Here is a 20,084-nt window from a genome sequence, read left to right on the forward strand (position 1 = left end):
GAATCTCCGGCGACTGGCGGGTGGAGAGCAGTTCCAGGGCTCCGCGCAGCAGGGTGCTGGAGGTGTGCATGGTGTACGGGAAGTACACGACGTCCACTCCGACCTCCGCGAAGCGTCGTTCGTACTCCGTCCACTTGGGCGTCCCCAGCCAGTCGTCGCCCTTGAAGATGACGTGGAAACCGACCCGTCTCCAGGTGCTCAGCTTGTCGACCTCGGTCTCCACGATGGCCTCGTCGACATAGCGCACCCCCTGGACGATCTCCAGGCGCTCGGCCAGCGGGACGACGGGGACCCGGCCCTTCAGGCGCGCGGTCAGGTCGTCGGAGGTCACGCCGGCCACGAGCCGGTCGCAGTGCTTGCGCGCCTCGCGCAGGACGTTGAGGTGCCCGATGTGGAACAGGTCGTAGACGCCGGGCGCGAATCCGATGCGTGTCACTGCGCGTCACCCACCCTTCGGTCCTGGGCCGCCTTCGACGGCACGGTCACGGTCACGGAGTTCGACTTGGGCGAGGTGTTCGTCCCGTCGGTCACCTCGAGGGTGTAGGTGTGGCGGGTACCGGCGGGCACGGTGTCGGTGTGGCTGAGCTTCGGACGGTCCCAGTGGGTGGAGGACTTGGTCTTGCGTGCCACGAGGGTGCCGTCGCGGTAGATCCGGTACGTCAGGTAGGCGTCGTCCCGGTCCCAGGAGGCGCGCCAAGTGAGGGTGACCTTGCCGGGGGCGGTCTCGGACAGCGACAGGGCGGGGACCGCGGGGGCCCCGGTGTCCCGGCTGCCGAAGCGGGTGAGGCCCTGCTGCGGCTTGTCGTTGACCCGGGTGAACTCGCCGCCCACCCACAGCACGCCCCGTGACACGACCAGGGCGCGGGGGCCCACCTGCTCCCCGAGGCCGTCGTTGGTGTCGGGGAACCAGTGCAGGATCCTGCGGTCGTTGATCGACTGGGCCAGCAGGTGCTGCCGGTCGCCGCGCTCGGGGAACCCGCCGGGCGTCTCGCTGCAGTTGTGCGCGTGCGAGGCGCTGAAGAGGACGCCCTTGTAGGGCAGGACCGACTGGGTGGCGCCGAGGCAGGTGTCCTTCCACACCAGGGTGCCGTTGGTGAGCCGGCCGGCGATCCGGCCGTCGAAGATGCCGGGCCCGCGGCCCTCGGCGCCCACGAAGAAGCGGGTCTGGTCGCGGGCGATCGTCTTCACCGACGACTGCGGCGGGAACCAGTCCGGGTAGGTGACGATGGTCTTGCCGGTGGTGGGGTGCAGCGTGACGAGCGCGCGGGCCGCCTTTCCGTTGACCGATCCGAAGTCGCCCCCGAGGAAGAGCCTGCCGTGCGAAGAGGCGACCGACAGGGCGCGCACCGGCTGGTCGACGTCGGCCCGGAAGGGCATCAGGGAGCCCTGGGGGGTGAGCGCGGCGACCCGGTTCCTGGGCTGTCCGCCGACCTTGGTGAAGTCGCCTCCCAGGTAGACCGCGTTGCCCGTGGTCTCGATGGCACGGACGGTGGCGGACACCGACGGCCGGAAGGTCTCCTTCACGGTGCAGCCGGCCGTGTCGAGGGCGGCGGCGTTGGCCACCGCGGTGGATCCGGCACGGTTGAAGGATCCGCCCACGTACAGCACTCGGCCGTCGGGGGAGGCCTTCATGGCCCGCACGGTGTGGTTGTGGCCGTTGAACGACGGGGCGCAGGGCAGCAGTTTGCCGGTCACGGCGTCGAAGGCGGCGAAGTTGCGGCGCTTCACCAGGCGGTCGCCGGGCGCGGCCCCCGGCGGGCGGACGGTGTCGAAGGATCCTCCGACGTAGACGACACCGTTCGCGGCGGCCAGCGACCAGACGATCCCGTCCGTCTGCCAGGTCGTCAGGTGATCGGCGGAGAACGCCGGTGTGCCGTCGGCGGCCGCGGCGAGGGGGGAGTCGAGCAGGGCGGTGGCGCCGCACACGAGTGCGGTGGCAGCGACCCTGGCGACCGGCTTCGTACGGAGTTTTCTCAGGTGCAAGGGAGACCCCGGGATGGCAGTGGTGGAGGGGAGGGACGCCGACGGGGTGGCCCGGGACGGTACGACCGGTCTGGGCTCATGCGGCGCGGCGGCGCAGCACTCCGACCAGTTCGCTCACCCTCAGCGACGTCTGATATCGCCACAAAGTAATACCAAATACGCACATTCCCAAGGCCATTCCCACGGCGAGTCCTGACGGAGTGTCACCATGGTCCTGCCGCGAGGCCATCGGCAGCAACGAGACGGCCAGACCGACGGCGAGCGCCTTCATATAGGCGCCGTGCACGGTGGTGAAGCCGAGGCGCAGCCTGATGAGCACGGCCGCCGAGAGGTTCTCCACGACGATGGCGGCGCCCCAGGACACCGCGGCGCCGAGCACCCCCCAGACCGGTACGGCGAGCACGCCGACGGTCAGCTGCACCGTGAACGCCACGGCCGTGACGGCCAGATGCCAGGAGCTGCGGCCGGCCATGAGCAGCACGGTCTGGGCGTTGCCGACCGCGACGTTGACCATGGAGGCCGCGCACAGCACCAGCAGCGCCAGGGCGCCGTCGGTGAACTCCGGCCCGAAAACGGACAGGACGGTCCCGGGGAAGCAGGCGACGACACCGAACAGCGGCCAGGAGAAGAGCACGGTCCAGCAGGTGGAGACCCGGTGCAGATCCCGCGCCTCGTCAATCCTGTCGACGGCGAGCAGACGGCTGAGCTCCGGTGCGACCGCGAGCCGGACCGCGAGTTGCACGAGGGTGCCCGCGGTGACGACGCGGCCGATGGCGGTGTACACGCCCGCCTCGTCGGGGGTGGCCAGCACGGACAGCAGGATGACGCCGACCCAGACCGCGCCGATGTCGAAGACGGAGGAGATCGCGCGCGGCGCGGAGAAGCCCCAGAAGTCCCGCCACGGAACGCTCTCCCCTTCCGCCGGTGGGACCGCGGGACGGGCGGCACGGCAGCGGCGCAGGCAGATCCAGGCGGCGACCGAGCCGGCCAGCGCGGGCAGCAGCCAGGCCGAGGCCAGGGACAGCACCCCGGGCGCCCAGAAGGCCACGGGGACGGCGATCAGCACCCGCAGCACCGGTTTGCCGATCTGCTCCACGGCGACGAACGGCACCACCGTGCCGTATCCCCGGGTGGCGCCGAGCAGCACCATGCCCACGGTCGCGGCGGGCAGGAACAGCCCGAAGAGGCGGACCAGGGCGACGGCGTCCTCGCGCGCCAGATCCGGCAGGAGCGCGGTGGCCACCGAGGGGGACAGCACCAGCGGCACGGCGGCCGCGACGCCGGCCACGGCCGCCGGCAGGACGGCGGTGCGCAGCAGGGCGTCCACCGAGCGTCCGTCGTTCACGGCGAGGTCGCGCGGTACGAAACGCACGAGCCCGGTGTCGGCGCCGAGCTTGCAGGCGTTGCTGAGGATGGTGAACAGGGCGACGCCCGTGAAGACGGCGCCGGCCCCCTGGGCCCCGACGGCCCGGGTGATCAGGCCGACGAGGAGGAAGGAGAAGACGGCGTTCGCGACGGAACCCGCCATCCCCCACCAGCCGCCCCGCGCGGTGGCGGCCACCCCGCTCGGGGCGGCGGCGCCGGCGCGGGGGCGGGCGGTCGTCTCGGGGGCGGTCATCGGTGGGAGATGCTCAACGTGCCGTCCTGCGCGGGAAGTTCCATGGACGTGGTGTCGGCGTGCGCCGAGGACCCGAACCTCGGACGGCGGCGCAGGGCCTTCATGCGCCGGCGCGGGCGGCCGGTGTCGAGGACGGCCCCGAGGAGGCGTCCGCCGGAGCAGCCGATCAGCTCCTGCATCTGCCGCAGATCGTCCCGCCGGGTGCGGTCGAGCCGGGCGACCACGAGGACACCGTCGACGCGCTGGGCGACGGCCAGCGCGTCGGCGTGGGTGAGGAACGGCCCCGAGACGACGACGGTCGACATGTCGGGCTCGGCGGTCACGCCCCGGCGCCGGCCGGTGCCGCTGGAGGCGAAGGCGAAGCGACCGTCGACGTGGGTGTCGACGAGGACGCTGCCGGCGGGCAGGAACGCCTCCTCCAGGGTGGGGGCCTCGTACGGCATCAGCGGCAGCCGGGTGGCGAGGCCGCTGGTGTCGGGGGCGGTGTCCACGAGCAGCACGTCGCCGCCGTCGTCGGCGAGGGCCGCGCCCAGGTTGGCGCCGACCTCCTCGGCCTCGCCGCTCTGCCGGGGGGCCACCACGAGCACCCGGCTCTGGCCGGCCGGACCGGCGTTCTGCCGCAGCCGGAACGCCAGCGCCCGGTAGGCCTCCGTGCGGGGGCTGCTGGTGCGGCCGACGGTCAGCAGCGCGTCGTCGCCGCCGTCGTCGGAGGGCAGGATGCCGAGCACCGGAGCGCGCAGGGCGGATTGGACCTCGGCGACCGAGCGGACCCGGTTGTCGAGGGCGGAGCGCGCCCAGGCGAGCACGATGCCGAGCAGGAGTCCGCATCCGAGGCCGAGGGCGAGCATGGTGCGCAGCCCGGGGCCCGCCGGCAGAGTGGGCGCCGAGGCCTTGCGGACGACGTCACCGCCGTCGGTGTCCCGGGACTTGATGTCGAGGACGCGCTTTTGCAGGTTGTAGAGCTGCTGCTGCACGGCGGTCTTCGCCGTCGCCTCGACCTGGCCGAGCGCCAGTCGCTGGTTCAGCACCGCGATCTGCTGCTGGAGGCCTCGGGTGGTCCGCTGCACCGTGGCGGCGTTGCGGCTCTCGCGGTCGTCGAGATAGGCCTCGGCGAAGGCGTTGGCGCCGCGTGCCGCGCGCTCGGGGTTGTCGTCGGTGAACTCGAAGCGCAGGACCTGGGACTTCATCGGGTTGGTGACCCGCAGCGCGGACCCGAGCGCGGTGGCCTGGTCGGCGGGCCGCTCCAGGATGCGTGCCGCGCGCAGGACGACGGCCGCGCTGGCGGCGATCCGCTGCTCGGTGCTCATGCTGATCTGGTTGTCGGCCGAGACACCGATCGCGCCGAACGGGTCGGTGGTGGAGCGCACCAGGACTTCGCTGGTGGCGGTGTAGGTGTGAGCGCGCTGTACGGACAGGGCCAGCCCCCCGAGCACTCCCAGGAGGATTCCCAGCGTGATCAGGACACGGTGGCGCAGGATGCGGCGCAGTTGGTCGCGCAGCTGGTCCGGCTCGTCGTACCGGTCGTCAAAGAGGATGGGGCCGGTCACAGGTGCCCTCCTGTTCCGGGGATCGATGCGTGACGGATGGGTGCGGTCGGCACCGCCGGTGCGGGGAAGCGGGTTGCCCGGGCGGTACGGGTACTGATGAGCAGCGGGACGGCCACCAGCAGCGTCAGCGGGCCCGCGATGCCGAGCAGGCTGCCGCGCAGGAAGACCATCTGGTAGAAGGCGAAGGCCGGCACCAGAAGCGCCGCGAGGGTGCCCGGCCGGTCGCGCAGCAGATGGCGTACGTCGTCCACCCGCCGTCCGACCGCGCCGAGCAGGCAGAAGACGACGGCCACCGCGAAGGGGCCGGCCCACAGGTAACTCTCGATCCACAGCGGTGCCGAGAGGTTGAGGAACTCGTAGCCCGCGTACCGGGCCAGTTCGATGCCGGTGTCCCGGGGTTTGTCCGGCCACAGCGAGCGCGGCACCATGAACAGCGGGGGGCCGAGCGCGTCCTTCGGGGAGAACCCGTGCTCCCGCGCGTAGTCGACGCCGGTCAGCACCTGCTGGAAGGCGTCGTAGTCGCCGTTGGTGGTGAACTGGTCGGCGAGGGAGACGACGGAGACGTCCTCGCGGTCGCTGTAGCGGAAGTAGTCGCTGTAGGGGAAGACGACCAGGAGAGCGGCGATGAGGGCGGCCGCCGTGGCCCTGAAGGCACGGGGGCGGCACAGCCGGGGAACGGAGAACAGCAGGGTCAGCAGGACGGTGCCGACCCAGAACCTCGGCTTGCTGATCGGGTTGTTGACGACCGCGTTCAGCGCGAGGAGCACCGGCAGCAGCAGCCAGCGCACGCCGCGCAGCCAGCGGTCGCCGGCCGGCGCACGCGGTACGCGCAGCAGGCCGAGCAGTGCCCAGAACGCGGGCACGGACAGCGACCAGGTGAGCAGGACCTGGAGGAAGGCGTCCTGCGCGTTCTCCATCGCGCCGGCCTCGGAGATGGCCTGGCGGCTGGTGAAGTAGGCCGAAAGGCGGCTGGGTTGACGGGAGATCAGCAGAAAGGTGAAGGCGAGGGCGAGTCCGCACAGCGTCAGCAGGCGCCAGGGCGCGACACGGCGGGAGAGCACTCGCTCCAGTGGCCCCGGCGGGGCGGTGCCGGCGCGGTCCTGGCGGCGGCGGGCGGCGAGGGCCGTTCCGGCGCTGTAGGCGAGCAGCCCGAGTTCGACGACCGCGACGGCCTCGAAGGTGGTCTGCTCACTGGTCCGGTAGGGCCATGGGTAGGTGTCGGTGGCGACCATCGCCAGGGGCGCCAGGCCGAGCCAGATGTAGGCGAAGACCCAGAAGCCGAAGGCGACGAACCGCACCGTGGGCGCGGTGAGCACCCGGGCGAGCGCGCCGCCGGTGTGCGCCACCACGACGCCCTGCAGAGCGAGCGCGGGCGTGAGCCGCACACCGTCCGACTGGAGGATCAGCCCCGGCAGCAGGAGGGTCAGCACCACGGCCCAGAGGAAGACCGCAGCGACACTGCGGACGCGCGCGTCGTCCTGCATTCCGACCTCTCCGCCGAGCGAGTTTTCAGGCTGAAACATCACCGAAAGATATATAGCGCCTTTACTCTGCAAATGATCCTAGGCGCGCACAAATCGAGAACTTCTGTGCAGCAGTCCGCAAACCGAGTCATCGGGTGATCTTAGTTATCAGCGGCGTGCCTTTTACACCAAACCATGACAAGTCTGCATAGCTTGTCGCGCAGGTCTCCGCGCGGCCGAGTCCCGGCCCGGTGCCGGACGGATGTCGCAGGCCGCGGATGACCGGCTGACCTCACTTCAGATCTCGGCTGTCCCAAGGGAGTGCGCATGAGCAAGCAGGTCGACGTCGTCGTCGCCGGAGGCGGGGGATTCATCGGGGGGCACCTCGTGGGCGACCTTCTCGCCCAGGGGCTGACCGTCCGCTCCATCGACATCAAGCCCCGCAACGAGTGGTACCAGGTCCACCAGGACGCCGAGAACGTGGTCGCCGACCTGTCGCTCCTGGACAGTGCGCGCGACGGCGTGCGCGGCGCCCGGCAGGTGTACATGCTGGCCGCCGACATGGGCGGCATGGGCTTCATCGAGAACAACAAGGCCGCCTGCATGATGTCGGTGCTGACCAGCACCCACATGCTGAAGGCCGCGCACGAGGCCGGTGTGGAGCGGTACTTCTACTCCTCCTCCGCCTGCGTGTACGCCGCCGGCAAGCAGACCGACCCGAACGTCACCGCGCTCCGGGAGGAGGACGCCTACCCGGCGCAGCCGGAGGACGGCTACGGCTGGGAGAAGCTGTTCTCCGAGCGCATGTGCCGCCACTACGCCGAGGACTACGGGTTCGTCACCCGCGTCGCCCGCTACCACAACGTGTACGGCCCGCACGGCACCTGGACCGGTGGCCGGGAGAAGGCGCCGGCCGCGGTGTGCCGGAAGGTCGCCGAGGCTGCGGTCCGCGGTGACCACCGGATCGAGATCTGGGGAGACGGGCTGCAGAGCCGCTCTTTCATGTACATCGACGACTGCCTGCACGGCTCACAGATGATCATGAAGGGGGACAGTGGCGTCCCGGTCAACCTCGGGTCGTCGGAGCTGGTGACGATCAATCAGCTCGTCGACATCGTCGAGCGGATCGCGGGTGTCCGCTGCGAGCGGACCTACCGGCTCGACGCCCCGCAGGGCGTGCGCGGCCGCAACTCCGACAACACCCTGATCCGCGAGATCTACCGCTGGGAACCGTCGGTCACCCTGGTCGACGGCCTGGAGAAGACCTACGCCTGGGTCTACGACCAGGTCAAGCGCTCCCACCAGTGATGGCTGGACGACTTCCAGGACAGGAGAACCGATGAGGATCCTCGTCCACGACTACAGCGGCCACCCGTTCCAGGCCCAGCTGAGCCGGGAACTGGCGCGCCGTGGCCACGACGTCGTCCACTCGACCTGCACGGCCTACGTCTCCGGCAAGGGCAACCTCGCCGGGGACACCCCGGGCCTGCGTTTCGTCACCATCGGGGACGGCACCGCGCTGCGCAAGGAGGCGTACTTCCACCGCCTGCGCCAGGAGACCCTGCTGGGCCTCGAACTGGCCCGGCAGGTACGGCGGGAGAAGCCCGACGTGGCGCTGCTGTCCAACCTGCCGATCCCGGTACTGGTGGTGGCGGCGGCGGTGCTGCGGCGGCTGCGCATCCCCTGGGTGCTGTGGCACCAGGACGTGACCGCCGTCGCCCTGAAGAGCTTCGCCGCCGCCGACGTGGCGAAATCCATGGGTGTCGCCGCCAAGGTGTTCGGGGCGGGCGAGAAGTGGTCGGCGCGGCGGGCCGCGGCCATCGTGGTGATCGCCGAGTCCTTCGTGCGGATCCACGAGCGGTGGGGCACGGCCGGCAAGGTCACCGTCATCCCCAACTGGGCGCCGCTGGACGAGATCGTCCCGGTGCCGCGGGCCAACGCCTGGTCGGCCGAGCAGGGGCTGGACGGGGTGCGGACGGTGCTGTACTCCGGCACCCTCGGCCTGAAGCACAACCCGGTGCTGTTGGTGCGGCTGGCCGAGCGGCTGCGGGAGCGGGGCACCCCGGTCCGTCTCGTCGTCGTCAATGACGGCCCGGCCGTGCCCGTGCTGCGGGAGGCCGCCGCCGCGCACGGGGTCGAGCTGACGCTGCTGCCCTTCCAGCCCTACGAGCGGCTGCCCGAGGTGCTGGGCACGGGCGACCTCCTCGTCGTCCTCCTGGCGGCGGACGCCGGCGAGTTCTCCGTCCCGTCCAAGACGCTGTCGTACCTGTGCGCCGGGCGTCCGGTGCTGGGCCTGATGCCGGCCGACAACCTGGCCGCGCAACTGCTGCGGCAGGCGGGGTCCGCGGTCTTCCCGCCGGAGGAGTCCGCGCTCGACGAGGCCTGCGTCTGGGCCCGGGAGGTCCTGTCCGACCCGGCGCGCGCGCAGTCACTGGGCAAGGAGAGCCGCGCCCTGGCCGAACGGGAATTCGCCCTGGAGGACTGCGCCTCCCGTTTCGAGGACATCCTCCGCCGGGTCGGCCGCCCCCGGACACGCTGACCCCGCCCGAAGAACCCCTCGGCCCCGCCGTCGACACGGCGGGGCCGAGGGGTTCTTCGGGCAGGAGTGCCCTGCGTCGATCCGTCAGGTCTGCGGGGCGCGGTTCCGGTAGGCGGTCTCCAGGCGGTCCACGACCGCGCGGATCGAGAAGACCTCGTCGATCGCGCGCCGGCCGGTGTCGGCCAGGCGGCGGCGCAGCGGCGTGTCGGCGAGCAGCAGGCACACCGCGTCGGCCAGGGCCTCGGGGCTGCCGTCGGTGACCAGGGCCGCTTCCCGGCGGGCCAGTTCGGCCGCGATGCCGCTGCTGTCCGTGCACACCACCGGGGTGCCCTCGGCCAGCGCCTCCAGGACCGTCATCGGGAACGGCTCGTGCACGCTCGGCAGCACGTACACGGCGGCCCTGCGGTAGGCCTCCAGCGCGGCGGCGTGGTCCAGCGCGCCGCCGTAGGAGACCACGTCGGTCAGCCCTCGGTCCGCGATGAGCCGCGACACCGCCGGCAGGGAGCCCTCGTCCGCGCCGTACAGCGTGAAGCGGGCCTCGGGCATCTCCTTGTGGACCAGGGCGGCCATCTCGACGAACGCCTCGGGCCGTTTACGGGGGTGGAGCCGGGCGAGGAAGATCACCTGGTGGTCGTCGCGCGGCCGGGTGCGCGCCTCGTCGCCCGCCGCGCGCAGGCCGTTGGGCAGGGTCACCAGCGGCGGCCCGTCCGGGCCCAGCACCTCGCTCAGCGCCCGCCGCTCCCGCTCGGTGAGCACGAAGCAGCAGCGGGCCCGGCGCAGCAGCGGCACGTACACCGCGTCGAAGACACGCGCCACGACGCCGGAGCGCGGCTCGACCATGCCGTGCGTCTGGGTGACGAAGGCGGTGCGCCGCAGCCGGGCCACAATGAGCGCGGCGAGCGAGACCAGGTCGCGTCCCGCGTGCAGGTGGACGGCGTCGGCGCGCCCCATCGCCCGCCACAGGTCCCGCAGCAGCAGCGGGTGCATGAGCCCGAGGCAGCCCCGGCCCGGGACGAGGCGCCACGCGGGGCGGGAGACGAACCGGACGGCACCGATGCGCCGCGCGGCGGGTGACCTGCCCCGCCACAGCGACACCAGGGTCACGTCGTGGCCGCGGGCGGCGCACTCCTGGAGCTGGGCGAGGGCCACGCTCGTCGGCCCGCCGAAGGCCCCGTCGTCGCTGACCAGTGTGACCGCGTGGACGAGCTTCATGCCGTGGCTCCCTTCGTGCCGTCCGTGGTCAGGACCGCGCCCGGTGCGAGGTCCCGGTGGGCGACCGCCCCGGCGCCCACCACACCGCCCCGGCCGACGGTGACGCCGCGCAGCACCACCGCGCGGGCCGCGACCCAGCTGCCCGGCTCCAGCCGGATGGGGCCGTTGTCGAACTCGAAGGTGGCGGAGCGGCGGCGGTGGCTGCCCGTGCACAGCAGCGCGCTCTGTGAGACGCAGCAGTCGCTGCCGATCGTGACCGGTTCGAGGTTGAGGATCCAGGCGTCCTCACCGATCCACACGTCGTCGCCGATGTCCAGCTTCCACGGCCAGTGGACGCGCACCCCGCGCCGGATCAGCACCCGCTGTCCGACGCGGGCCCCGAAGGCGCGCAGCAGGGCCGGCCGCCAGCGGGCCGGGAACCACCACTTGACGAACAACAGGTGCTGGGCGGCGAACCAGGCGGCCTGCACCGGCAGGGGCCGCCCCTTGTCGTATCCGGCGCCGGTGAAGCCGCGCAGGGACCGCGCCACGACGGGCCGGTGCGTCGTGGCGCCGGTGGTGTCACCCGGGTGCGGGGCGGCGGGCTGTGCGGCTGTGGTCTGTGCCATGGCGGTGTCCCTTCCGAGGGCCCGAGACGTCGACGTCCGCGATCCTTCACGCCGCCGGCGGCGGATCACCCGCGATCACCGCGTGTTGACGGCAGACGTGCCCGGATGGCGGATGCGGCGCCGCCGGCGCCGCATCCGTCTCAGTAGGCGCCCTGGCCGTCCAGCACCGCGCGCACGGTGCGGGCCATGACGTTCATGTCGCCGGCCAGCGACCAGTTGTCGACGTAGCGCAGGTCGAGGGCGACCGTCTCGCGCCAGGACAGGTCCGAGCGGCCGCTCACCTGCCACAGGCCGGTCAGGCCCGGCTTGACGCTGAGCCGGCGCAGCTCGATCGCGTTGTACTTGGCGACCTCCTCGGGCAGCGGGGGACGCGGCCCGACCAGCGACATGTGGCCGAAGAGGATGTTGAACAGCTGGGGCAGCTCGTCCAGGGAGTAGCGGCGCAGGACGCGCCCGACCGGGGTGACCCGGGGGTCCCGGCGCATCTTGAACATGTGCCCGTCGTTCTCGTTCTCCGCCTCCAGTCCGCTCTTGAGCCGGTCGGCGTCGACCACCATCGTGCGGAACTTCCACATGGGGAACGGCACCAGGTTCCGGCCGACGCGGGTCTGGCGGTACAGGATCGGACCGGGTGAGCCGAGCCGGACGGCCAGCGCCAGCAGGAGCAGCAGCGGCGAGAGCAGGACGATCAGCGCCAGGGCGCCCGCCCGGTCCATCAGGCCCTTCACCCGGGCGTGCGTGCCGCGCTGGAGCGGTGGTGCGATGTGCAGCAGGGTGAGGCCGGCCGCGGAGGTCAGCCGTACCCGCCGGCGCGCCACCTCGATGATGCCGGGCAGCACCATCAGCGAGCGGCCCTGGTCGTGCAGCGCCCAGGACAGCCGCCGCACCCGTTCGCCGGACATGTACGGTCCGGGCGCCACGAAGACCAGTTCGGCCGCGAGTTCGTCGGCCGCGCCGAGCACGGCGACGGCGTCCGCCTCGGGCGTTTCCGGTGCCTCGCAGGGCAGCCGTTCGCACACCGGGACCCCGGAGCGCACGTCGCCGTCGCCGACCGGGCAGGCGCCGACGACCACGTACTCGTGGTCGGTGCGCTGGGCGAGCTGCTCGACCACGGCGTCGATGGTCGGGGCCTCGCCGACGACCACCACGGGGCGCAGGGCGCGCGCGTCGCGGCGGGCGGCGAGGAGGTGACGGTGGATCACCTTCTGGCAGACGCCGGTGAGCACCAGCGCGGGGATCAGCGCGGTGAACGCCTCGGCGGGCACGCTGTCCAGTCCGCAGACCACGCGGAGCGTCGCCAGGGCGCCGACCAGCACCAGCCAGTCCCGTATCACGGCGCGGAGCCCTCCCCCGTCGCCCCAGGCCTGCGGGGTGTACCGCTTGCTGACCACGCCGATGAGCGGCCACAGCAGGGCCGCGACGGCCGCGAGGCGCAGCGGGTGGGGTTCGTGGACCTCCACGAAAGCCGCCGTGACCGGGAGGGCCGCGGCAAGGAGGTCCACACTCACCGAGAAGGGGGCGTACCAACGGGCCCGGGTCTCCTCGCGGTGGACGGGGTGGCGCGCCATGGGGACCGGCGCCTGTCGGGTCATCGGGATTCTGAACCGCCGCATGGTCTCCTCCAAACCTCCCATCGCAGAGCGTGGGCGTGGCCGCGGGAGCACCGAAAGCGAGCAGCCACACCCCTTACAACATGATCCTTATATCATCAGATAGATAGGAATATCCGTCTTCGACGCCTCGCGCTCGGGTCCGGCTTGGGGCACGGTGGAGTGACGCGTGGCATACGCGTGACGCAGCCGCAGGCGCGGAGAGGAGCACCCGCATGTCGAACCACACCTACCGGGTCACGGAGATCGTCGGCACCTCGCCGGAGGGCGTGGACCAGGCGATCCGCAACGGCATCAGCCGCGCTTCGCAGACCCTGCGCAACCTGGACTGGTTCGAGGTGACCCAGGTGCGGGGCCAGATCGACAACGGCGAGATCGCACACTGGCAGGTCGGCCTGAAGGTCGGCTTCCGCCTGGAGGAGTCGGAGTGATCCCGCCGCCGGCGCGGCGTCCGGCCCGCGGGCCGGACCGGTTCAGGTACGCCCCTCCCGCTCCTGCGCCACCCGAAGGGTCACCGAGGGCACAGCCCAGCGCGCCCGGACGACGGTGAAGCCGGCCGCTTCGGCGTCGTCGCACACCAGGTCGTCGTCGTCCACCAGGACCCGCACCGCACGGTCACGGCCGAGCCGGCGCAGGATCTCCAGCTTGGTACGGCGGGCGGGCCGACGGTCGCTGTCGCGCCGCATGTACACGCGCCCCTCGGGCAGCCCCTGCCGTTCGAGCCAGTCCAGGGTGTCGCGCCGGCACCGCTCGGGCCGCCCGGTCAGATAGACGACCTCGCACTCCCGCGCGCTCTCCACGGCCAGGGCGATGCCCTCGGGGATCGGCGGATCCTGCGGCGCGGCAGCGAAGAAGGCGTCCCAGTCACGGGGCCTGCACTCCAGGAAGCGCTGCCGGTGGGCCGTGTCGGCGAGGGTGTTGTCCAGGTCGAACACGGCGAGCGGCCGCTTGCTGGTGTCGGTCACGCCCCCAGCGTAGTGCCGCCGCACCCGGGTGCGGCGGCCCACAATTGCTAATGGGATCCATTTTCATGTAGCGTCCTCGGTGCTCATCACCCCACCGAGGAGGTCCGCCATGGCCGTGCCCAAGCGGAAGATGTCCCGCAGCAACACCCGTCACCGCCGCGCGCAGTGGAAGGCCACGACGCCGCAGCTCGTCCCGGTCACCGTCGACGGGGTCCGCCACCTCGTCCCGCAGCACCTGGTGAAGGCGTACGAGCGCGGCCTGCTGCGCCCCGAGGGCTGACCGGATGCCGTAGCGACTGCCCGTCACCGTGCTGTCCGGGTTCCTCGGGTGGGGCGACGAGATGATCTCGCAGCCCTGAGCTCCCGGCCCCCACCCATTCGGCTCGGTGTCGTTGGTGGTGATGTTGAGCGTCTGCCAGCGGCAGAACACCGGCCGGACCGGGCTCGACGATCAGTACCGTCCAGTCTCATGACGAAGATGACGACGCGTACGGTCGAGTACCCGGCTGACGGTTTGACGATGATCGGGCACCTCGCGCTCCCGGCCGGCGTCGACCGCCGGCCCGCGGTGCTGCTCGGACCAGAGGGCATGGGGCTCAGCGACGTCGAGCGCCGCCGGGCCGACGCTCTCGCCGAGCTGGGATATGTAGCGCTGGCCTTCGACCTTCACGGCGGGCGCTATTTGAGTGACCCCGAGGAGATGCTGGCCCGTTGCATGCCACTGCTCGCCGATCCCGACCGGATGCGGGGCATCGGCCACGCGGCGCTCGACGTGTTGCGCACCGAACCGCGGACCGCCCCCGACCGGATCGCCGCCATCGGCTACGGCACCGGGGGCGCCGTCGGGCTGGAACTCGGGCGCGACGGCGTCAACCTGCGCGCGATCGGGACAGTCAACGCACTGACCACGGGCCGACCGGGCGAGGCGGCGCGCATCCGCTGCCCGGTGTGGGCCGGGGTCGGGTCGGAAGACCCGATCATGCCGCCCGCGCAACGGAACGCGTTCACCGCTGAGATGCAGGCCGCGGGCGTCGACTGGCGCCTCACGATCTACGGCGGCGCCTTGCACGCCTTCCACCACCCGCCGGTCGACCACCCCACGGTCCCCGGCGTCGGCTACCACCCACGGCACGCGCAGCGAGCCTGGCGCGACGTCGTCGACCTGCTCGCCGAGTGCCTGTCCGTGACGGAGGATCTGGGGGCATGACCCAGGTAAGCATGCTGGCGCCGGGCCTGGTCGGCGTCGGGCACTGACAGTCCCCTCCCCTCAAGTCCGCACAGGAGAACCGCATTCGGGCGGATGCTCGATCGCGGAGACAGGCGCATCGTCGAGCTGGGAGTCGAGTTCCTGCCCGAGCGTCGAGCAGCGCGCGTACTCGATACGGGCGTCCGCCCTCGGCAGGTCAGGGTCGATCGGTGCCGGGGGCGGGGTGCCCGGCCGCCAGGGCTGGCCCGGACCCCGATCGGCCGGGGTCGGTACGCGCAGCGCGACGGGGACTTTCCTTCGCCCGGTTGGGGTTACCCCTTCGGTAGGATACCCAAGGGGGTATCTCGAAGGAGTGTGGGTTGTGGAACTGGCGATGGCGGCTGAGGAACTGAAGACGGTGGTCAACCGACTGCGCCGGGCGCAGGGTCAGATCGCCGGTGTGATCAAGATGATTGAAGAGGGGCGGGACTGCGAGGACGTTGTCACCCAGCTCGCCGCGGCGTCCAGGGCTTTGGACAAGGCCGGTTTCGCGATCATCGCCACCGGGCTGCAGCACTGCCTGACCGATGCGGACATGGCTGCTTCCGGTGACCGGGAGCAGATGCGTACTCGGCTGGAGAAGCTGTTCCTTTCCCTGGCCTGACTTGTGGTGCCGCGACGCCGGACCACCCGCCCGGTTCGGAGCGGTTGGCCATATGGCCTGGCATGCGAAAGGGGAGGGATCCGGAGCCGGGTCCCTCCCCTTTGTGGTGTGGTTCAGCGGTTGCGCAGTGCGGCCAGCGTGTTGTCGAGGTCGGCGGCGCGGGGGCGGTTGTGGGGGAGCTTGGCGAGCATGGCGGCCATGCCGCAGGTGTTGGTCAGGGCGGAGAAGACCAGGCCGCCCGCGATGCCGGCGGAGATGAGCTGGAAGGCGGGGTGGACGACGAGCCCGAGCAGCAGGCCGAGCAGCACGATCACTCCTGCGGTGAGCCTTACCTGCCGCTCCATTCCCCAGGTGGCACGGGAGGCGCCCTGGGGGCGGTGGAGCTCGTGGCCGTCGGCCGCCCAGGCGCCGGTGCCTCCCGACAGGGTGGCGGCGGTGATGCCGTTCTCCGCGAGGATCTTGCAGGCGTTCTCGGAGCGGGCGCCCGAGGCGCAGACGACCAGGACGTCGCCGCGGTCGGTGGCGTGACGGATGTCGGGCAGCGCGCGCTGGATCTGGTCGAGGGGGATGTTGAGCGCGCCGGGGAGATGGCCGCCGGCGTATTCGCCTGGGGTGCGCACGTCGATGATGGTCAGTTCGTGCAGGCGGGTGCGCGCCTCGTCGGTGGCGAGGGCCGTGGGTGTGGTCATGGCAGATGCCATCCTTGGGTGTCGGAGTGTGCTGAGCTTGGTCTGACGGGAGCCGGACGGAAGGCGGTCGTGAGATGCGCGGCCGGCTGGAGAAGCGCTTCCGGTCCCTGGTCTGAGCCGGTGGCGGCCCTCGTGTTCAGACGATCACGTCGACGAGCATGAAGGCCGCCACTGCCAGCAGGACGCCGGCGAAGATCTTCTGAAGGGTGGTGCCGGAGATCTTCGTCGCGAGGCGTTTGCCGTCCCAGGCGCCGAGGATCGCCGCTCCGGTGAAGGGGCCGATGATCTCCCAGTGGAGCCCGCTGCTGGTGCCGGTGCGAGCGGCGAGCGCGGCGAGCGAGTTCACTGTGATGACGAGCAGGCTGGTGCCCACCGCCCGGCGCATGGCCAGTCCCAGGACGCTCACCAGGGCGGGCACAGCGAGGAATCCCCCGCCGACCCCCAGAAAGCCCGTCACGGTGCCGAGTCCGGCACCGGCACCGGCTGCCTTGCCGGGACGGATCCGGTCTGGCGGCTCGGACGCGGACGGACGCAGCATGCGCAGGGCCGCCAGCGCGGCGATGACCGCGAACGCCGCCGTCAGTACCGCTTCGGGCAGGCGCCCCGCGACGGCGCCCGCGAGGAAGGCGGGGACGATGCCCGCCGCGGCGAACAGCGCCCCTGTCTTCCATGCCACCTTCCCGTCGCGGGTGTGGGCGTACAGGGCGGTGGCGGAGGTGGCGGTGACGATGATCAGACCGGCGGTGGTGGCGGCGGCCGGAGTGAAGCCGAGCAGGTAGATCAGTGCCGGTACGGCAAGGACGCTGCCGCCGCCGCCGAGGGCTCCGAGGGCGAGGCCGATGACAGCCCCAGCGATGAGGGCGAGAACGAGTACGGTCACGCTATCTGGCCGCTGTTCCCGCGTTCGTCGACGACCGGGTGTCCGGCGGCGGCCCACGCGTTCATGCCGCCCTCGACGTCCACCGCCTGCGCTCCGCGCCCGGCGAGGAGCTTCGCCGCCTGCTGGGAGCGGTGTCCGCTGCGGCAGATCACCACCAGCGGACGGCCCCGCGCCTGGGCGGGCAGGGTGGCGCCGGCGACCAGTTCCGTCAGCGGTACGTGGACGGCGCCCGGGGCGTGGCCCGCGGTCCATTCGGGCTTTTCACGGACGTCCAGCAGGACGGCGTCGGGCCGGTCGCCGCTGGTGCGGCTGTGTGCCTCGTCGACCGTGACGCGGGGCCCGTTTCGGCGAAAGAGGAACATCACACGCTTCCTTCCTTGCGGGGGGGCGGCCGAACTCAGGCGGAGGCCAGGGGCAGCCCGGCTTCCGTCGCGGCGTCGAAGCCGTCGTCGACGGCGACCACGTCGCGGCCGGCAGCATCGAGCAGGGAGGCGGCGATCGCCGCGCGCATCCCGCCGGCGCAGTGCACCCACACCGTGCCGTCCGGCACCTCGCCGGTGCGGCCGTGCAGCTCGTGGATCGGGATGTGGACCGAGCCGTCGATGTAGCCGCCTGCGCGCTCTGAGTCCCGGCGCACGTCCAGGACGACCACGTCATCGCCGCGCTGACGGATCTCGGCGAGGTCGGCGAAGCGGGCACGCGGGAAGGAGACGAGCTGCTCGCCTTCACGGACCCAGCCGGCCGGGTCGCCGGTGGCGGCGGCGGCCGGGCGGTCGATGCCCACCCGCGCCAGCTCCCGCTGCGCGTGGGCGATCTGCTCCGGGGTGTCGGCGAGCAGGGTGACCGGCTTGCCCCACGGGATCAGCCATGCCAGGTAGGTGGCGAGCTTGCCCTCGCCCTCGAAGTTGAACGACCCGGCCACATGCCCCTCGGCGAAGGCCATGCGGCTGCGCAGGTCCACGACCCACTCGCCCGCGGCCAGCCGGGAGGAGATCTCGCCTGCGCCCGCACGCTCGGGCGGGGTCAGGTCGACGGGGGCGGGGCCCGCGGCGTTGGCCGGGCCCATGTGCGCGTAGTAGGCGGGCACGTCCTCCAGCCCGGCGAGCATCCGCTGAACGAAGGTGTCCACGTCCAGGGTGAGCGCGTCGTTGCTGGTGCGTTCCTTGCCGATCGTGGTCGCGTCCCCCTCGGCCTGGGCGGAGGAGCAGAAGCTGCCGAACCCGTGGGTGGGCAGCACCGGCACCTCGTCGTCCAGCTCGACGGCCAGGCGGCGGGCGGAGGCGTGCTGGGCCCGGGCCAGCTGCTCGGTCAGCCGCGGCTCCACTAGGTCGGGGCGGCCCACCGTGCCGATCAGCAGCGATCCGCCGGTGAACGCCGCCACACCGCGCCCGTTCTGCTCCAGGACGTAGGAGGTGTGGTGCGGGGTGTGCCCGGGCGTGGCGATCGCGCGCAGGACCAGACCCGCGTCCACGTCTACGGTGTCGCCGTCGGCGACCGGGGTGCGGGCGAAGGACACGTGCGCCGCGGCCGGCACCAGATAGGAGGCGCCGGTGACGCGGGCCAGCTCCAGGCCACCGGTGACGTAGTCGTTGTGCACGTGGGTCTCCGCCACGTACGCGATGCGCACCCCGCGCCCGGCGGCGGCGGCGATCACCTGGTCGATGTCGCGCGGCGGATCGATGACCACCGCGGCAGCGGCCCCGCCGACCAGGTAGCTGCGGTTGCCCAGACCCTCCAACTCAAGGGTGTCGATGAAGAACACGACTGCGGCTCCTCCACAAGAACGGCGTACCCCGGGGGGTATTTGGTGTACCCACCCTAACAGGGGTACCCCCGGGGGTATTCCTAGGTCCAGAACATCCCCTATATCCCTGGGTACGGCATTGCGTCCACTGCGCCGGATACCCGGCGGGGTATCAAGGAAGCGGGTTTTCCACCTCACCGAAGGAGCAGCGCACCGCCCACACGCTCGTCCAGGTCCTCGACTCGGGCACCATGGTCACCCTCACCGGCCTGGACGCCCTCACGCCTGTCGCCGGCGAGGCCACCGCCCGGCTCGTCCAGCAACGGCACTTTCTGTACCGCAACTACTCACACCCGTGGAGCCCCGCAAGTTCAGACGGACTGAAGGTTTCTCGGCTGGAACCCGACTCGGTTCACGCGTCATCGTGTTGGGTGAGGCAGCCGTCGGTGAGCCGCCAGTAGTGCTGGTGAGGGGTCAGTTGCCAGGTCTCGTCGGCAGTGATCGCCTGCGTGATCCATTCATGGAGCTGTGGGAGGGCATGCGCTCGTAGAACAGCGCGGACCGCAGCACGTTCACTGGCATCGACCGGGTGGACGTCAATGCGAATGCCGACCATGTCCGGGTGGATGCCGCGGCCGTAGTTACGGGGGTTCGGAGCGACCCATTCAGCTCCCAGGACGATGGTCCCGCTGTCGTGCCCAGTGAGGAATCTCAGGTCCGTGACGCGGCTCATGCAGGAGCCAAGACTCTCGTTGATGTCGGTGGTGGTCAGAGGCCACGCACGGTGGCGGGGCAATCGTCGATTTCGTGCAGGCATGACAAGCAGAATCGCAGAAGGTCACTGCGTGCTCTCACAGGTTTGTTCAGCGGCCTGTTCCAGCAGGGCGCGTGCGGAGTCTGCATAACGCATGGCGTGCCGGGCGGACTCGGCTGACGTACTTGCCTCGGGCGGTCGCCGGGGCGGCACGGGTACCAGGGCACGAACTCCAGCGCGGCCCCGGCCGACATGAGGGCGCGCCGGCCTCGCCGACGAGGTCCCGGCGACGCTCGGCGTCCTCGGCCTGGGCGAGCGGGCTGGTCTGCTCGCCCGTGCGCGGCCGGCCGTACAGGGCGGTGAACACGCCGGTCCAGGTGTGCTTCTTCTCTACGGTGCCGGGCAGCGTTTCGGTGACCGTGACGGTCGGGTAAGCCGGGGCGGCGCCGGGGATGAGGCGCTCGACGGACTCATCTCCTCCACCATCTTCCGCTCCCGACTGCCCTTCTATCCGGACCGGTTGGCCTGTTCTCTTGGGGTGGCCGGTCCCGGCGTGCGTTCCAAGGAGGTTTTCGCAGATCAGTGGCTCGGCTCGGAAAGGTACTGATCGCAACACGTGTGG

The 20,084-nt window shown here is 71.6% G+C and carries 19 protein-coding genes and 2 pseudogenes; 7 read left to right on the plus strand and 14 right to left on the minus strand.

All coding sequences use genetic code 11. The annotated features are described in order from the left end of the window. Positions 1-16 precede the first annotated feature (16 nt). From ALMP_RS31670 to ALMP_RS31690, 5 genes and pseudogenes are all read right to left on the minus strand, one after another. Positions 17-436, minus strand: a pseudogene (locus tag ALMP_RS31670) (adenylyltransferase/cytidyltransferase family protein); the annotation flags it as partial. Beyond that, entirely contained in the window at positions 433-1,926 is a 1,494-nt protein-coding gene (locus ALMP_RS31675) for a fibronectin type III domain-containing protein (RefSeq protein ID WP_264934670.1), read from the minus strand. The pseudogene ALMP_RS31670 and the gene ALMP_RS31675, both read right to left, overlap by 4 nt. Before the next feature lie 133 nt (positions 1,927-2,059). Then, positions 2,060-3,601 (minus strand): lipopolysaccharide biosynthesis protein, encoded by a 1,542-nt coding sequence (locus ALMP_RS31680; RefSeq protein ID WP_264934672.1) that lies wholly within the window; start codon positions 3,599-3,601, stop codon positions 2,060-2,062. Further along, positions 3,598-5,148, minus strand: a complete 1,551-nt coding sequence (locus ALMP_RS31685) for a hypothetical protein (protein WP_264934674.1) — start codon at positions 5,146-5,148, stop codon at positions 3,598-3,600. The genes ALMP_RS31680 and ALMP_RS31685 overlap by 4 nt, the downstream gene beginning before the upstream one ends. Next, positions 5,145-6,671, minus strand: coding sequence for a hypothetical protein (locus ALMP_RS31690; RefSeq protein ID WP_264934676.1), 1,527 nt, complete (start codon positions 6,669-6,671; stop codon positions 5,145-5,147). Before ALMP_RS31690 ends, ALMP_RS31685 begins: the two co-directional genes overlap by 4 nt. 267 nt (positions 6,672-6,938) lie before the next feature. On the opposite strand from ALMP_RS31690, the gene ALMP_RS31695 reads away from it, so the two are divergent. Beyond that, on the plus strand, positions 6,939-7,919 hold the full coding sequence (locus ALMP_RS31695) for an NAD-dependent epimerase/dehydratase family protein (protein ID WP_264934678.1): 981 nt from the start codon (positions 6,939-6,941) through the stop codon (positions 7,917-7,919). Positions 7,920-7,950: 31 nt separating this feature from the next. After that, positions 7,951-9,150, plus strand: a complete 1,200-nt coding sequence (locus tag ALMP_RS31700; RefSeq protein WP_264934680.1) for a glycosyltransferase family 4 protein — start codon at positions 7,951-7,953, stop codon at positions 9,148-9,150. Between the two features lie 84 nt (positions 9,151-9,234). Here the strand turns inward: ALMP_RS31700 and ALMP_RS31705 are convergent, their stop codons facing one another. From ALMP_RS31705 to ALMP_RS31715, 3 genes are all read right to left on the minus strand, one after another. Beyond that, positions 9,235-10,362: a glycosyltransferase gene (locus ALMP_RS31705; RefSeq protein ID WP_264934682.1), complete on the minus strand. Its 1,128-nt coding sequence runs from the start codon at positions 10,360-10,362 to the stop codon at positions 9,235-9,237. Beyond that, a complete protein-coding gene (locus ALMP_RS31710) occupies positions 10,359-10,970 on the minus strand; it encodes a putative colanic acid biosynthesis acetyltransferase (RefSeq protein ID WP_264934684.1) in 612 nt (203 codons plus the stop codon). Before ALMP_RS31710 ends, ALMP_RS31705 begins: the two co-directional genes overlap by 4 nt. Positions 10,971-11,110: 140 nt before the next feature. Then, positions 11,111-12,583, minus strand: a complete 1,473-nt coding sequence (locus tag ALMP_RS31715) for a sugar transferase (RefSeq protein ID WP_375803554.1) — start codon at positions 12,581-12,583, stop codon at positions 11,111-11,113. 212 nt (positions 12,584-12,795) lie between these two features. On the opposite strand from ALMP_RS31715, the gene ALMP_RS31720 reads away from it, so the two are divergent. Continuing rightward, positions 12,796-13,011, plus strand: a complete 216-nt coding sequence (locus tag ALMP_RS31720; protein ID WP_264934685.1) for a dodecin — start codon at positions 12,796-12,798, stop codon at positions 13,009-13,011. 42 nt (positions 13,012-13,053) lie between these two features. Here ALMP_RS31720 and ALMP_RS31725 read toward each other — a convergent pair whose 3' ends face one another. Continuing rightward, positions 13,054-13,545, minus strand: coding sequence for a hypothetical protein (locus ALMP_RS31725; RefSeq protein WP_264934687.1), 492 nt, complete (start codon positions 13,543-13,545; stop codon positions 13,054-13,056). A gap of 109 nt (positions 13,546-13,654) precedes the next feature. On the opposite strand from ALMP_RS31725, the gene rpmF reads away from it, so the two are divergent. The 3 genes from rpmF to ALMP_RS31740 all read left to right on the plus strand — a co-directional run bounded on the left by rpmF (position 13,655) and on the right by ALMP_RS31740 (position 15,395). Then, the gene (gene rpmF / locus ALMP_RS31730) at positions 13,655-13,825 is read left to right on the plus strand and encodes a 50S ribosomal protein L32 (RefSeq protein ID WP_194048965.1); all 171 of its coding nucleotides are present in this window, start codon (positions 13,655-13,657) and stop codon (positions 13,823-13,825) included. Positions 13,826-14,014: 189 nt separating this feature from the next. Beyond that, positions 14,015-14,752: a dienelactone hydrolase family protein gene (locus ALMP_RS31735; RefSeq protein ID WP_264934689.1), complete on the plus strand. Its 738-nt coding sequence runs from the start codon at positions 14,015-14,017 to the stop codon at positions 14,750-14,752. A 361-nt stretch (positions 14,753-15,113) separates the two neighbouring features. Continuing rightward, complete coding sequence (locus ALMP_RS31740; RefSeq protein WP_010358257.1) at positions 15,114-15,395, plus strand: metal-sensitive transcriptional regulator; 282 nt, start codon at positions 15,114-15,116, stop codon at positions 15,393-15,395. 113 nt (positions 15,396-15,508) lie between these two features. On the opposite strand, the gene ALMP_RS31745 is transcribed toward ALMP_RS31740, so the two are convergent. From ALMP_RS31745 to ALMP_RS31760, 4 genes are all read right to left on the minus strand, one after another. Next, positions 15,509-16,084 (minus strand): rhodanese-like domain-containing protein, encoded by a 576-nt coding sequence (locus tag ALMP_RS31745; protein WP_264934690.1) that lies wholly within the window; start codon positions 16,082-16,084, stop codon positions 15,509-15,511. A 136-nt stretch (positions 16,085-16,220) separates the two neighbouring features. Beyond that, positions 16,221-16,964 carry a sulfite exporter TauE/SafE family protein gene (locus ALMP_RS31750; protein WP_264934692.1) on the minus strand — a complete coding sequence of 248 codons (744 nt, stop codon included), beginning with the start codon at positions 16,962-16,964 and terminating at the stop codon, positions 16,221-16,223. Beyond that, positions 16,961-17,326, minus strand: coding sequence for a rhodanese-like domain-containing protein (locus ALMP_RS31755; protein ID WP_264934693.1), 366 nt, complete (start codon positions 17,324-17,326; stop codon positions 16,961-16,963). Before ALMP_RS31755 ends, ALMP_RS31750 begins: the two co-directional genes overlap by 4 nt. A gap of 35 nt (positions 17,327-17,361) precedes the next feature. Further along, positions 17,362-18,726, minus strand: coding sequence for an MBL fold metallo-hydrolase (locus ALMP_RS31760; RefSeq protein ID WP_264934694.1), 1,365 nt, complete (start codon positions 18,724-18,726; stop codon positions 17,362-17,364). Positions 18,727-18,926: 200 nt separating this feature from the next. On the opposite strand from ALMP_RS31760, the pseudogene ALMP_RS31765 reads away from it, so the two are divergent. Further along, positions 18,927-19,022, plus strand: a pseudogene (locus ALMP_RS31765) (DUF302 domain-containing protein); the annotation flags it as partial. 98 nt (positions 19,023-19,120) lie between these two features. Here ALMP_RS31765 and ALMP_RS31770 read toward each other — a convergent pair. Then, positions 19,121-19,525 carry a hypothetical protein gene (locus ALMP_RS31770; protein ID WP_264934695.1) on the minus strand — a complete coding sequence of 135 codons (405 nt, stop codon included), beginning with the start codon at positions 19,523-19,525 and terminating at the stop codon, positions 19,121-19,123. Positions 19,526-20,084 lie beyond the last annotated feature (559 nt).

The organism is Streptomyces sp. A012304, from assembly GCF_026008495.1.
Lineage (GTDB): Bacteria > Actinomycetota > Actinomycetes > Streptomycetales > Streptomycetaceae > Streptomyces.

Coding starts and splice junctions, on each gene's coding strand:
- ALMP_RS31680 (WP_264934672.1), bottom strand. CDS start 3,601: ATGACCGCCCCCGAGACGACCGCCCGCCCCCGCGCCGGCGCCGCCGCC.
- ALMP_RS31690 (WP_264934676.1), bottom strand. CDS start 6,671: ATGTTTCAGCCTGAAAACTCGCTCGGCGGAGAGGTCGGAATGCAGGAC.
- ALMP_RS31695 (WP_264934678.1), top strand. CDS start 6,939: ATGAGCAAGCAGGTCGACGTCGTCGTCGCCGGAGGCGGGGGATTCATC.
- ALMP_RS31700 (WP_264934680.1), top strand. CDS start 7,951: ATGAGGATCCTCGTCCACGACTACAGCGGCCACCCGTTCCAGGCCCAG.
- ALMP_RS31705 (WP_264934682.1), bottom strand. CDS start 10,362: ATGAAGCTCGTCCACGCGGTCACACTGGTCAGCGACGACGGGGCCTTC.
- ALMP_RS31710 (WP_264934684.1), bottom strand. CDS start 10,970: ATGGCACAGACCACAGCCGCACAGCCCGCCGCCCCGCACCCGGGTGAC.
- ALMP_RS31715 (WP_375803554.1), bottom strand. CDS start 12,583: ATGCGGCGGTTCAGAATCCCGATGACCCGACAGGCGCCGGTCCCCATG.
- ALMP_RS31720 (WP_264934685.1), top strand. CDS start 12,796: ATGTCGAACCACACCTACCGGGTCACGGAGATCGTCGGCACCTCGCCG.
- rpmF (WP_194048965.1), top strand. CDS start 13,655: ATGGCCGTGCCCAAGCGGAAGATGTCCCGCAGCAACACCCGTCACCGC.
- ALMP_RS31735 (WP_264934689.1), top strand. CDS start 14,015: ATGACGAAGATGACGACGCGTACGGTCGAGTACCCGGCTGACGGTTTG.
- ALMP_RS31745 (WP_264934690.1), bottom strand. CDS start 16,084: ATGACCACACCCACGGCCCTCGCCACCGACGAGGCGCGCACCCGCCTG.
- ALMP_RS31755 (WP_264934693.1), bottom strand. CDS start 17,326: ATGTTCCTCTTTCGCCGAAACGGGCCCCGCGTCACGGTCGACGAGGCA.
- ALMP_RS31770 (WP_264934695.1), bottom strand. CDS start 19,525: ATGCCTGCACGAAATCGACGATTGCCCCGCCACCGTGCGTGGCCTCTG.